The sequence below is a fragment of the Microcoleus sp. Z1_B2 genome (genome assembly GCF_036700325.1).
Lineage (GTDB): Bacteria > Cyanobacteriota > Cyanobacteriia > Cyanobacteriales > Microcoleaceae > Microcoleus.
In genome coordinates this window covers 41458-54347 of record NZ_JAUBOQ010000040.1, presented here as the reverse complement: position 1 = coordinate 54347, position 12890 = coordinate 41458, and the positions used below count along the sequence as shown (strand labels likewise).

At 45.7% G+C, this 12890-nt stretch carries 15 protein-coding genes; 5 read left to right on the top strand and 10 right to left on the bottom strand.

The features are described from left to right. Positions 1–287 precede the first annotated feature (287 nt). The gene (locus QT984_RS21980) at positions 288–515 is read left to right on the top strand and encodes a hypothetical protein (protein ID WP_333056238.1); all 228 of its coding nucleotides are present in this window, start codon (positions 288–290) and stop codon (positions 513–515) included. Further along, positions 508–942 (top strand): hypothetical protein, encoded by a 435-nt coding sequence (locus QT984_RS21975; RefSeq protein WP_333107735.1) that lies wholly within the window; start codon positions 508–510, stop codon positions 940–942. Before QT984_RS21980 ends, QT984_RS21975 begins: the two co-directional genes overlap by 8 nt. A 136-nt stretch (positions 943–1078) precedes the next feature. Here QT984_RS21975 and QT984_RS21970 read toward each other — a convergent pair whose 3' ends face one another. The 4 genes from QT984_RS21970 to QT984_RS21955 form a co-directional block, all read right to left on the bottom strand. Then, the gene (locus tag QT984_RS21970) at positions 1079–1666 is read right to left on the bottom strand and encodes a Uma2 family endonuclease (protein WP_333210434.1); all 588 of its coding nucleotides are present in this window, start codon (positions 1664–1666) and stop codon (positions 1079–1081) included. Between the two features lie 129 nt (positions 1667–1795). Continuing rightward, positions 1796–2551 (bottom strand): Uma2 family endonuclease, encoded by a 756-nt coding sequence (locus QT984_RS21965; protein WP_333210436.1) that lies wholly within the window; start codon positions 2549–2551, stop codon positions 1796–1798. Positions 2552–2695: 144 nt separating this feature from the next. Further along, on the bottom strand, positions 2696–4186 hold the full coding sequence (locus tag QT984_RS21960) for an MlaD family protein (protein ID WP_333056234.1): 1491 nt from the start codon (positions 4184–4186) through the stop codon (positions 2696–2698). Between the two features lie 93 nt (positions 4187–4279). Continuing rightward, on the bottom strand, positions 4280–5062 hold the full coding sequence (locus tag QT984_RS21955) for an ATP-binding cassette domain-containing protein (RefSeq protein ID WP_333066584.1): 783 nt from the start codon (positions 5060–5062) through the stop codon (positions 4280–4282). 164 nt (positions 5063–5226) lie between these two features. On the opposite strand from QT984_RS21955, the gene QT984_RS21950 reads away from it, so the two are divergent. Continuing rightward, on the top strand, positions 5227–6627 hold the full coding sequence (locus QT984_RS21950; RefSeq protein ID WP_333056231.1) for a gluconeogenesis factor YvcK family protein: 1401 nt from the start codon (positions 5227–5229) through the stop codon (positions 6625–6627). A gap of 113 nt (positions 6628–6740) precedes the next feature. Further along, positions 6741–7190, top strand: a complete 450-nt coding sequence (gene tsaE / locus QT984_RS21945; protein ID WP_333210441.1) for a tRNA (adenosine(37)-N6)-threonylcarbamoyltransferase complex ATPase subunit type 1 TsaE — start codon at positions 6741–6743, stop codon at positions 7188–7190. Positions 7191–7206: 16 nt separating this feature from the next. Here tsaE and QT984_RS21940 read toward each other — a convergent pair whose 3' ends face one another. From QT984_RS21940 to QT984_RS21920, 5 genes are all read right to left on the bottom strand, one after another. Then, the gene (locus QT984_RS21940) at positions 7207–7548 is read right to left on the bottom strand and encodes a DUF5615 family PIN-like protein (RefSeq protein WP_333056229.1); all 342 of its coding nucleotides are present in this window, start codon (positions 7546–7548) and stop codon (positions 7207–7209) included. A 3-nt stretch (positions 7549–7551) separates the two neighbouring features. Then, positions 7552–7875 (bottom strand): DUF433 domain-containing protein, encoded by a 324-nt coding sequence (locus QT984_RS21935; protein WP_333056228.1) that lies wholly within the window; start codon positions 7873–7875, stop codon positions 7552–7554. A 226-nt stretch (positions 7876–8101) separates the two neighbouring features. Next, a complete protein-coding gene (locus tag QT984_RS21930; protein WP_333056227.1) occupies positions 8102–8437 on the bottom strand; it encodes a DUF5615 family PIN-like protein in 336 nt (111 codons plus the stop codon). 3 nt (positions 8438–8440) lie between these two features. Continuing rightward, entirely contained in the window at positions 8441–8782 is a 342-nt protein-coding gene (locus QT984_RS21925) for a DUF433 domain-containing protein (protein WP_015174644.1), read from the bottom strand. A gap of 61 nt (positions 8783–8843) precedes the next feature. Continuing rightward, a complete protein-coding gene (locus QT984_RS21920) occupies positions 8844–10166 on the bottom strand; it encodes a dihydroorotase (RefSeq protein WP_333374933.1) in 1323 nt (440 codons plus the stop codon). An 89-nt stretch (positions 10167–10255) separates the two neighbouring features. On the opposite strand from QT984_RS21920, the gene lepB reads away from it, so the two are divergent. Next, the gene (gene lepB / locus QT984_RS21915) at positions 10256–10864 is read left to right on the top strand and encodes a signal peptidase I (protein WP_333233125.1); all 609 of its coding nucleotides are present in this window, start codon (positions 10256–10258) and stop codon (positions 10862–10864) included. Between the two features lie 200 nt (positions 10865–11064). Here the strand turns inward: lepB and QT984_RS21910 are convergent, their stop codons facing one another. Then, complete coding sequence (locus QT984_RS21910; protein ID WP_333272256.1) at positions 11065–12600, bottom strand: peptide ligase PGM1-related protein; 1536 nt, start codon at positions 12598–12600, stop codon at positions 11065–11067. Positions 12601–12890: the final 290 nt, after the last annotated feature.

Sequence of the window (12890 nt, the reverse complement as noted above, 5' to 3'; positions counted from 1 at the left end):
TTTTCGCTGAAACCTAGAAACCATATTAAATGATATTTGTCAAGCAAATTCAATCAATTGTCGGGTTCAGTCCAGGACGCACGGGTGGTCAGAAACCGGGTTTTTTTACGAGAATACTTCACTGCGATCTGCAGATTCGGTAAAAAACCCGGTTTCTAGGCGTCGGAGTGCGTAAGCCCTGAATTATTCTATAATTTGACAAAGACGCGCCCGGACGCAGTACCGCAAATACTTCGTCCGGGCGACTTCTCCAATGTTGTCAACCCAACACAGGGAGCAATACAATTATGCCAAATAATCCAAACTGGTTGCGTTACGATCCAGACGAAGACAAATCTCGACACGCAGCAGCCGACGAAGCTTGTTGCTATGAGATGCAAAGAAAATATGGTTGGAAACTACTTGACATAGAGGAAATTGATACAAACGGTCTAGAAGTTGATTGTGTTTTTCGAGGCCAAACAGAATTTCCCAAATCATTCTACGACACAGAAAGAGAGGACGACGATGCATAAATACATTATTTTCCGAGCCGAACCGAGAACTCCTGGGTGGAAAGATAGAAAACTACAGCACACTCAATCATTGACTCGCATTTTGGCAGAACACTTTGACTCTTCTGATGGTCCAATTCCTGAAGTTGGCTATCGCCCCCCAGAATTTGTTCGTGTGGAAGCAGAACACGATCCAACTCGGCACGGTTACAGCACTCATTACCGCACAGGTGAGTGGGAAGTGGCGCGGGTTGAGACTTATACTCCCGATATTCCGATCGGTGAATTTGATATGGTAGTAATCTGCTATTGCCAATATTCCCCTATTGATGCTCCCCTCAAACCCATGCCAGAACGTCAAGTTTCTATCGATTCCTTTAGAGGTGATAAGGAAGCTTATCAACGTTGGTTAGAGTCTCAAAAAGGCAAAGAATACACTGAAGTTTAGGAGTTCCAGCTCTTATAGAGACACGGCCCAGGGTAACTACGGAGAGCGATCGGGGTGTACTTCATCAACAACGTTGGATCGTTGCTAGATACCCGACTTTTTTAAGAAGTCGGGGATATGTATGATCTATTTTTGACTACAAATCCCCATCGATCGCCCTTTTGAATTCCTTAATTGCCTCAACATGACTCGGCATATTAACACACCTGACGAGTAAACCAATATCGAGATCTGGGAGCAATTGGGAACTCGGAATTTCTTCGTATCCTTGCTGTCTGAGAGCATACAGAGACAGTCGGCTGTTTTCCCAAAACCAGACTTCAGGGATTTGCAGCCGTTTGTAAGCCTCTAGCTTATCAATTCCACCGCTAGTGACGACTACTTCGATCACTAAATCGGGACGTTCTCTATCAGCACCCAATTCGTAAGACTTGTCTGCTTCACACTTCACCAGTCGCGATTCATTTTCTAATGTCAGAGACTCCGTAGGGGTGAAATCAATTCCTGCCGCCATCATGTAAGTTTCTACCAACGCACCGATACGTCCTTTGGCTGTTTCGTGTTTTCTTCCAGGCATTTTCTGAATCTCCAGTATCCCATCTAAAAATGACAGCCGCACCCCTGGAATATCCAGCATCGGTTCTAAGGTTTTGAATTGTTCCCAAGTTAACCCTGGAAATAGCAACGGCCGATCTAATTTCTCTTCTAATGTTGTTGCAGTCATGGCGCTCCTTAATTCCCAATCGAAAATCGCAAATCTAAACTAAAATCCATCGCTCTGGCTCCTTGATTCCCAATTATTCAATCGAAAATCTAAAATCTAAAATCTAAAATCGATCGACCTCCCACATCTTCAAATGCCATCAGGATCGATGCCTTGGCTTCTCAAGTATGCCATTAGTCGATCGGCTCTCTGGCGTTCCTCTTCGGCCCTCTGGCGTTCCTGTTCCACCCGTTCCGCACCCCACAGCAGCAAATTGCCATTCTCATCCCACCAGCGCAACCAATAACCCGTCCTCTGAGATTTTTCACCTTCCCAAACCCCCAGAAATAAACCCATTGATTCTATCCAGAATCGCTGATTAGCATCCGGTTCTTGCAATTCGTATTCTCCCGAAGTCGAGAGTCTGTACACTTCCAACACTCCCGATTTTGCTTCAAAAATTACATAAATCGGCACTTGCAAAATTCGCTCATAAAACCGCCATTTTCCGTAATAATATGTCGGTTTATTTGAATATTCACTACCGTCAGTATCCGATAAAAATTCCATCACTACAGCAGGTACTTCTCCCTCAGCATTGGGCGTATAACTGCGGCGAACCTCTCCTGGTTCTGCTGGCAATACCGAGGGAACATACACCCAATCTGGTGCTTTTACTACTGTTTTGTCGTTAACTTTGGCACACAGTCCAAAATTGGAAGCTATTAGCATTGAAGCTAGGATAAATCCTGCGAGATCCAAGGCTTCTCGGAGGGCCGCGGCTAAAAGTGGTTGGTCGATGTTTTCGACAGGATCGTCGGGTAATTTAAAGTCGTCTGGCAATTTTTCCCAAGTTACAGTATACTGGCTTTTGGTTACGTCCGGTTTCGATAATGTTTGCGTCATTTATTTTCCTGGTTGCGATAGAAAGAGTTTTTTGTTAATAGGATTTGGACAATAACTTTAATGCCGGCTGCGAAAGCCGCACCTTAGTAACTAAAGCAACTCGCGAATCTTGCAATAATTGCGGTTATTCAATGATACCCTGTTTTAAGGAGTATTTTCGGGAGCCACTGGTTCTGCTGATCTTGCAGTTTGAGAAGGTATAACAGGCAATTTGGGCTGTTTTTGCAAGCTGGGAAATCCCGGCTCTACTGATTGATTTCTGGCAGTTTTACTCGCATTTACTTTCTCAGAAAGGGGAGCTAATGTTTGAGTCACTTTAACTTGCTGTCGCAGTTGTTCTGTCGAACCCAATAAGCCTCCCAATCCGTTGAATAACCTGCGAATATTGTTGCGGAAAGCCGGATCTCCTGTCAAATCATCCACGTCGGAAGTAATTTTCTGCACGTTCTGAAATGTAGCTCGTGCAGAATCTAGGGTTTGCTGCAATAATAGCAAAGTGGCGGGATTGTTTACCTGGCTGGATAAATCTCGCAAGTTACTAGAAGCTTGGGCCGCATTCGCTGATAAAACTTCTAAATTGTTCAGCAATTGTCCTTGGTTGATTCGATTTATTGTCGGACTCAAACTGCTGACAGCTACCCGCAGTTCCTGACTGCTTTGATTGATGTTATTCAGAGTAGAGACTAAACTGCCGCGGTTGGTTGCTACTAAAGAATTGACTTGGTTGGCTGTTAATGTAATTTGATTGGCTGCTTGAGTTACTGCATTAGCAGAATTTATCGCAGCGGCAGATACGGCTTTTGTGGAAGTGTCCGCAGTAGCTGCTACTTTAGAAACATCAGCGGCGGCGGCTGATATTTCCGTCTTGAGCGATTGATTTAAGGTGCTAGCTTCTCCCTTTAATGATTGATTTAAACTGCTAGCTTCCCCCTTTAATGATTGATTTAAACTTGCTATTTCGGTTTTGACAGATTGATTTAAACTCCCAAGGTCTCCCCTTACAGATTGATTTAAAGTTTTTATTTCCGCTTGGGCAGTTTGAGTTAAGCTTGATAAATCTTGAGTGAGTTTAGCTGCACCTTTAGCTGTGTTTGCTGTATTTTCTGCAAGAGATTTAATATTGTTGAACAGCGCGGGGTCAGTGTAGAAATTAGCTAGGCGGACTGTGGATTTAATTAGTTCATCGATAGTGACTCCAGCTTGACCTTTTAAGCGCGAATTTTGACAGATAATCTCTGGGGGACAGTCGGCACTAACGGGATTGGCGGTAACTAATGATTCTGGCAAAATCGAGTTGGGGGTAATGTCGATCGACGATTCGCCAATTAAACCCGATTTATTCGCTTCGATCGTAACATCCCTGGGAATCACTAAAGTTCCGGGGGCAATCTCCAGCGTCACGTCTACGCCGTTGGAACCCGGTTGGAGGGCGGTAATTTTACCGACTGCAACCCCGCGATACCTGATGGGCGTACCTATTTGCATTCCTTGGGCGCTGGCAAATTCTACGGCGAATTTGTAGCTGCGGTTCCCTACCTGCACGCCCCGCAGCCAGAGCACTAAGCCGCCAAATAAACCGATTCCTACTAAAATTAAGAACCCGACAGAACCTTCTCTTACAGTTCGCGATCGCATATTACCTCCTTAGTCATTGGTCATTGGTTATTAGTCATTCATCATCGGTCATTTCAATCTAAAATCTAAAATCTAAAATCTAAAATTGGCTGACTATCCAAGCGCTTGAATTGGCCCAGTAACACTGCCGCTAAAAAATTGTCGGATAAGTAAATTATCTGTCGATGCAATGTCATTGACAGTTCCCTCCCACTGCACTTTGCCTCGATAGAGAAACACGATGCGATCGGCAGTGCGGCGGATGGTACTGTCTTGGTGAGTGACGATCGCATAAGTGCTGCAAACACCTTGGGCCGCCTGCAAGTCCCTGATTAAATCTTCAATTACCGTCGAAGCGATCGGATCTAAACCCGCCGTCGGTTCGTCGTACAGCAAAACCTCTGGATTATCCCTGTCATTATCAGGATTCGCCATGATAGCGCGGGCAAAACTTACCCGCTTCCTCATTCCCCCAGACAACTGCGCCGGATAGCGTTCGCCAATTCGCGGCAAACCCACCATCTCCAACTTTTCCTCCACCAATTCCCGAATGCGGCGGCGCGGCAGCTTAGAATGCTGGTAAAGTAAAAAACCGACATTCTCCTCCACCGTCAGCGAATCAAACAAAGCCGCTTGCTGAAACACCATCCCAATTCCGATCGGATCTGCCACGTCGTCCACCCATCCGACTCTGCGCTGTCCCTGAACAAAAACCTCACCGGCATCCGGGGCCAACAAACCCGCAATTATCCGCAGAATCGTAGATTTCCCCGTCCCGGAAGGGCCAATAATTGCCAGGGCCTCTCCCCGATAAATCCTCAGATCCACTCGATCGAGGATCGGGTTCTGGCCGAAGGACTTACTTACCCCCTTGAGTTCGATTAGTGGCTCAGCCATAGCATGTTATCAATAAGTTGTCAGTCCTCAGTCATCAGTCTACCTAATGACTCATGACTCATGACTAATCACTAATTACTTAAATTGACTGCCAGAATCAAAACTCTCTTGTATTGTAAATTTGTCAGATCGAGCTGTTCCAATACCCTTAAGACTAATTAACCATGTCAATTAGTTCACTTCCTAAAGCCCTCCGCGTCTTGGCTAAAGCCAAGCAGGTTTTTGCCCAATCCAGAAATCCTTACCCCCCTTCTTTGCGGAACGGGCGAGTTCACCAGTGGTTTAAGTGGTTAGCCCCCGGACTGTTAGTGAAACGGTGGCTGCTGATTAGTGCCAGCGGCGTGGTACTTGCCACTTTGGGTTTAGCGATTTGGACTGGGATGACTCCCATTTTCTTCTTATTGCAATTATTGAGAAATTTTTTGGCGTGGATTGCGGAAGTTGTTCCTAATTACGTGTCGGGCCCGATCATCATTGCTGGCGGGATTTTATTAATTCTGTGGGGACAAACTCGCAGTTTGAACTCTATTACCCAAGTGCTGATGCCCGAAGGCAACGAGGAACTGGTCGATCGACTCCTCAACCACCGTCGCTTGCACCGCGGCCCGAAAATTGTGGCAATTGGGGGCGGTACGGGCCTTTCCAATTTGCTCAGGGGATTGAAGGATTACAGCGCCAAAATCACTGCTATTGTCACGGTGGCGGATGATGGCGGGTCTTCCGGGCGGCTGCGGCGGGAAATTGGGGTATTGCCGCCGGGAGACATTCGCAATTGTTTGGCTGCTTTGGCAGATGAGGAAAAGTTATTGACTGAGTTATTTCAATATCGCTTTCGGGCTGGTGACGGTTTGGTGGGTCACAGTTTTGGGAATTTGTTTTTGACAGCGATGAGCGATATTGCTGGAGATTTGGAACAGGCGATCGCCGCGAGTTCTAAAGTTTTAGCAGTTAGGGGAGAGGTGCTGCCGGCTACTCTGAGCGACGTTTCTTTGTGGGCAGAACTGGCGGACGGCCGCAGGATTGAGGGGGAGTCAAGCATTACAAAAGCTAACGGAAAAATCATCAAAATTGGCTGCACTCCTGCTAATCCTCCGGCGTTGCCCAAGGTCGCCCAAGCACTTCGGGAAGCGGATTTTATCATTATTGGGCCGGGGAGTCTTTATACGAGTGTTATTCCGAATTTGTTGGTGCCGGAAATTGCTGATGCGATCGCCAATAGCGAAGTTCCCCGCATTTATGTGTGCAATATTATGACTCAGCCGGGGGAAACTGACGGATACAGTGTTGCAGACCACATTCGGGCGATCGACCGCGCTTGCGGTCGGCCGCTGTTCGATGCTGTAGTAGTTCAAGGAAAAGTCCCTTCTGCAAAGGCTTTGATTCGCTATTCTCAGGAGGATTCTTATCCGGTTGTGCTCGATCGAGAAGCCGTGACGCAATTGGGGCGGCGAGTTGTCATCGCCAATGTCATGGATGAAGATCAAAATACGGGTTTAATTCGCCACAATTCTCAAAGGTTGGCGGGAATGTTGCTGCGTTGGTACGGCCGCGCCCAGAACATTTAAGCTGTTGAGTGTTGACAGTGGACAGTTGACTAATTTTATTGGTTATTGGTTATTAGCAGCCGCAAGCGAGTAACAAATAACAAATGATTAAGGACTAATGACTAATTATTGAAATGAAAACTTTGCTTCCAGATTCTGAGGCTACGCGCAAGTTTGGTGCTGCGTTAGGTCGATCGCTCCCCGCCGGCACTGTAATCTTATTACAAGGAGATTTAGGTGCGGGCAAAACTACCTTGGTTCAAGGCATCGCTGAAGGTTTAGGAATCTCAGACTCGATCGAGAGTCCTACTTTTACGCTGATTAACGAGTATTTTGGAGGACGAATTCCGCTGTATCATCTAGATTTGTATCGACTAGAACCCGACGAAGTGGAGGCTTTGCACTTAGAAAGTTATTGGGACGGGTTAGAAATGGATTTGGGAATTGTGGCGATCGAATGGGCGGAAAGATTGCAGTACAAACCCGAAAATTATTTGCAAATTTCTTTAAGTTATCTAGATAACGGGCGGCAAATTGAAGTAATTGGTAATGGCGACTTATTGGATTGGCAATTGGAAATTTGAGAAAAGGCGATCGAACTTACGGCGTCGGACGGTTGACTCGAATCAATTTCCCCCTCAAAGTTTCCTCACCAGCAATAGCATCATTGATGCGTGTTGCCAACATTTCTACATTCCGATTTTTTGTGCAGACAATAATACCTGCATGGTTTGACTTTCGGTTGTGCAGCCCGATAAAATCAAACCGATTTAATGTCAAAATAGCTCGATCGTTAGTAATAGCAAATTCTAGGACTTCAGGATCGGGAATGCCCAGATTTGCTTTTCCTGCTTCCTGAACAGTAAGCACATTGTGACCAAAAGCCCGCAGCAATTCCACAACTGGCAAAGGAAATTGTTCGTCTGCATACAATAGTGCCATAAGTTATGCTTCCTCATTTTTGCTGATTGCTTCTTCAATTTCCTCTATATGTGAATCAGCATAAGTCCAAACATTGACCAAATCAGCAGCACTTAGATGGGGATAAAATTGTAGAAGTTCGGAATCGCTTGAACCTTCATTGCGAAAACCAACAAGCAGCCACACTGGAATCCGAGTTTTGGCAATACAAGCATCACCGCCACAAACTCCGGGAGTCTTCGTGATTCCCGGCCAGCTATTGCTTAAACTTTGGGTTAACAGCCGTATTGCTTCAGATTTCTCGATCGGAGTTAAGGCAAGAAGTTGTGTTTCTAGTTCTTGGAGCATAGGTAATATCGCCTCGATCGTAAGGGAATATACTTTTATAAGTTTAGCAAAAATTTGGGGTTCAGTCCTGATTGCACTACCAACCAGATAATTATTGACAAATTTTTTGGACTTATCTCGATAACGGGTGGCAAATTCAAGAGATGCGGACTGGCGAGTTATTGGATTGGGAATTGGAAAATTGAGAAAAGGCGATTCCCTACGGGATAGCTACGCTCGCGCGTACTTACTGCGGCGGGCGGTTGACTCGAATCAATTTACCTCTCAAATTTTCTTCACCAGCAATAGCATCATTGATGCGTGTTGCCAACCTTTCTAGATTTTTATCGTCTGTACAGACGATAATACCCGCATGATTTGGTTGTTGAGCGTGCAAGCGAATGAAATGCCGACGATTTTGCGTCATAACCGCCCGATCGTTATTCACAGCAAAGGCTAATACTTCGGGGTCATCATCTCCGGCATTTCCTGCCTCTTGAATAGTCAGGGCATCGTGACCGAAATTTCGCAGCAATGCCACAACAGGAAACGGGAACTGTTCATCTGCATAGAGACGTGCCATAAATTATACTTCCTGCATCATTGCTGCTGCTTCTTCTCGGAGTGCTGTTTCAATTTCTTCGGAGTTAGCCTCAGCATAAGTCCAGACATTTACTAAGTTTGCAGCATTCAACTGGGGATAAAATTGTAGAAGTTCAGCATCACTTGAACCTTGACGGCGCAAACTCACGAACAGCCAAACGGGAAGTCTAGTTTTGGCAATGCAAGCATCGCCTCCACACACGTCGGGAGTTTTGGTAATTCCTGGCCAGCTATTGTTTAAACTTTGGGTTAAAAGCCGGATGGCTTCAGCTTTCTCAGTAGGAGTTAAGGCCAGGAGTTGTGTTTCTAGTTCTTGAAGAAGCATGGGTAATATCGCCTTTGCGATGCAGGAATACCCAATTATAACATTTGATTTAAATTCATGCTTACTCAGCGTCAAATGTCAATGCTTCTCCCCTCACATTTGTATCCAATTTACCATTCTCAAAAACAACTTTTCCTCCCACAACAGTCACAACTGGCCATCCAGTTAAATTCCATCCTTCAAAGGAACTCCAGCCGCACTTGCTCGCCATCTCTGCGCCGACTACCGGGCGGTATTTCTCCAAATCAACTAAGACTAAATCTGCATCAAAACCCGGTGCTATTTGCCCTTTATTCGGAATCTTATAAGCCTTAGCAACTGCCGCCGACATCCAATTAGCAACTTGTGCCACTGTACATCTTCCCTCTACTGCTTGGGTCAGCATCAAAGGCAAAGAAGTTTCGACACCGGGCATTCCAGACGGCGTATTCGGATAATCTTGAGCTTTTTCTGCTAATGTATGTGGCGCATGGTCTGTGGCGATAAAATCAATTACGCCGTCGAGTAAAGCTTGCCAAAGTATTTCGTTATCGCGGGGCTCGCGCAAAGGCGGATTCATTTGAGCTAAACTGCCAATTTTTTGATAGGCGCTGGTATTTAACAACAAATGCTGCGGCGTTACTTCTGCCGTTACCCAACTCGGTTTTTCCTGACGCAAAAACTCAGCTTCATCCCCCGTTGAAAGGTGCAGAATATGCAGTCGGCGCTGATATTTATTAGAAAGTTTTACTGCTAGTTGAGTTGCCAATAAAGCTGCTTGATTGTCTTGAATTTGCGAGTGAACTGCAATATCGGTAATACCAGCAAATTCTTGACGACGCTGGTTGATTCTAGCTTGGTCTTCTGCGTGTACCGCAATTAGTCGATCGCCCTTAGCAAAAATCGCCTCTAAAGTTGCTTCTCCATCCACCAACAACTGCCCGTGCATCGAACCCATAAACACCTTAATTCCCGGAGTCGGATTGGCATCCAACAAATCGGGTAAAATCTCAGGAGTAGCCCCAATAAAAAAGCCGTAATTCACCAAACACTTCTCGGCAGCGCGGCGCAGTTTGTCATCTAAGGCAGCTTGGGTTGTGGTCAGAGGTCGCGTATTCGGCATTTCCAGAAACGATGTCACGCCGCCTTTAGCGCAAGCACAGCTAGCGGTAAATAAGTCTTCCTTGTGTTCTAAACCCGGTTCCCGGAAGTGTACCTGGGGATCAATTACTCCGGGTAACAGAGTTAAGCCTTTCGCATCTATTTCTCGATCGCCCGATTCGACAATTTCAGCAGCCACTTGGACAATTTTGCCATCGCATATTTGTACATCTCCTACCAAAAACTCACCATTGGGCAAAAGAATGCGAGCGCGACGGATTAACAAACTTGATTGGGCAGTCATAAGATATCCTTAATTCAGTAAACAGCGTGCTAGCATGGAAGCATTATTAAGTTTATAATTCGTATCCAGCTCAGTCACTACAATACCCTATGACTCGTCTAGACAAGTCAGCCGACGAAAAACCTCCGCAAGAAACCGAAAATCCTTGGATCGAAGGAATTAAGACGATCGGCTTAGCAGCATTTTTGGCCTTTGGTATCCGCACCCTGGTTGCCGAAGCACGCTACATTCCCACCGGCTCGATGCTCCCAACCCTACAAATTAACGATCGATTAATTATAGATAAGGTAAGCTATCGATTCCAAGAGCCCCAGCGAGGAGATATTATCGTATTTATGCCTCCTGACCAGGCTAGTTTGTGCACGGGACAGCCACCACCGATCAAAGATGCCTATATCAAGCGAGTGATCGGACTTCCAGGGGACACTGTGGAAGTCAGAGAGGGAAAAGTTTTTATTAACAAGCAGCCGCTACAGGAAAAATATATTGAAGAAATTCCACAGTATCCCTACGGGCCTGTAGTTGTAGCTCCAAATTCTTACTTGGTGCTCGGCGACAACCGAAACGCAAGCTGTGACAGCCATTATTGGGGCTTTGTACCCAAGCAAAATATCATTGGTAGGGCAATTGTGCGTTTTTGGCCACTCAACCGCACAGGTTCGATCGACCCCACGCCCCTTTATCCCGCTAAAAATTAGCTAGATCCCCGACAACTTCTGCGAAGTGGGGGCTCTAAACTGACTGATATGATGTCCGGTCGATCACCCGAAATTAGGTAGGGGCGGGTTCACCAACCATAATCGTCAATAATTGACAATCTCAAAAACCCGCCCCGGTCGGGATATTATGGTTAATCGATCGGACATGATATGACTGGATCAAATCTAAAATCTAAAATCTAAAATCTAAAATCGCCTGACGTTTCGCGATCGAGAACTTTCACAACTTTGTTATACATATCCTCAGCTTCTTGCTGCGAATTGCCAATACTCGTCACTCCCAATTTACCAAACTCCGACAAACAACCCATTAAATGAAACACACTCCCCGTCTCAGTACCGCTGTCAAAGTGCAGTTGATTGTCAGCAATAATATCCATCAAATCGTTCGGTAATAATCCCCGATAGCGCTCTTTTTTTAAATTGTCCGAAGCGACATAATATTTGGGACGGCCCTGCAGGCTGTAAAATAATCCTGTCGAACGTTCGTACCGACCGTTTGTTAACAGCTTCAAAGCCATAAACGGATGAGTTGTGCCTCCTTTACGTAAGTTAATTTCTATTGCTTGCATATCCCATTTCCCATCGGATTGCTTTACAGCGAGAAAATCTACTCCAAATCTCTCTAAAGCCCCTTTTTTAGCTAAGTTTTGCCCTACTTTCCATCCCAATTCTTGCAACGCCAGCCGGTAAGATTCGTCCGCAGGAAATCGGCAACCTAAGAAAATTTGACCGTCTGGGCCTCCTAAAATTTGGTCGTGGGTTGAGAGAATTTCTACTTCGCCGCTGGGGACAATTCTGCCTTGAACGCTGGGCGAGAACTTTTCTTCTCCTTCGATAAATGCTTCGGCAATTGCCCCTAATTCGGGAATGCGGCTGCTAAAATTTTCCCAGGTTTCGCCCGTTGCTTGAAAGCGCAAATTATGGAAGCTATCGCCAATTGCCTTCGCTCTTTCTGTAGATGTTTTACCTGCGAGGGACTTCAGATCTAAAATTGCATTCCCTTCCCCCGAAAAACCTTCATTTAACTTAATTACGATCCGTTGCAAATGCGGCTGCCTTGCCCACAAATCCGCCGCAGCTTCCGCTAAATCTTCCGCATTCCACACCAACTCGGAACCGTCAGGATAAGGCACGCCACATTCTTTAAAAATTTGCCTGCTACCGCTTTTGGTTCCCCAGTATAACAGATCCGGATCGCTAGCCAACAAAGGAATCCCCAATTGAACAGATAACTCCCGTTCTAAGGGCGTCGAGTTATAACAAACCATATAGGATTTTGTCGGCCGCACTGCTTGACGAATGCGCTCCATCAAGCGGGGGCGCTCTAAAATTTTCTGGGTGAGGGATTTGGCAGAAGCATCGTAAGCACTGAACAGCAAAAGCCGATCGCGCGCGTGAGAAAATGGAATTCCCGGCAGCAATTGCAGGTAATAATCCACAATCATCGGGTGCAAGGGTTCCGAGGTAATGTAAATTAAGCGCGTGCGGGGATTTCGCAGGCGAATCAATGAAAATAAATGCCGCTCTTCGTAGTGGTAAGCACCCTCAACTTTCTGCATTTCTTGCTGATCTAAGCTGACAGAAGGAATGATAATAATGTCACAATCTCCGCCGTCGAATTCTTCTATCGCTCGCCAACGTTCCCGTAATTCTGCCTGAAGATCGCGAAACTTCTGCGCGGATTCGGAAGATGAATTATTTAACTCTTGCATGGCGCTTTATCCTAACTCTTCAAATAATTATTGCTGATGATGTCAAGTGTGTCAGCCCAAATACCTGAGACAACTCAGACAGTTTTTTTCTGACGCACCTTACGGGGAATATTGACAAAAATGCCCAAATAGTGATTTAAGGTGCGTCAGTCGAAATATTTGAGGCAATTCAAACAGTTTTTTCTGCCCCCGCCCAAAAACCGATACCGTGCCACGTACTCCTATCGTGAATCTCCAAAAATTTTAGACCAAAGTTTAATCTCCCAGATTCATCTGTGGAATAAATCTAA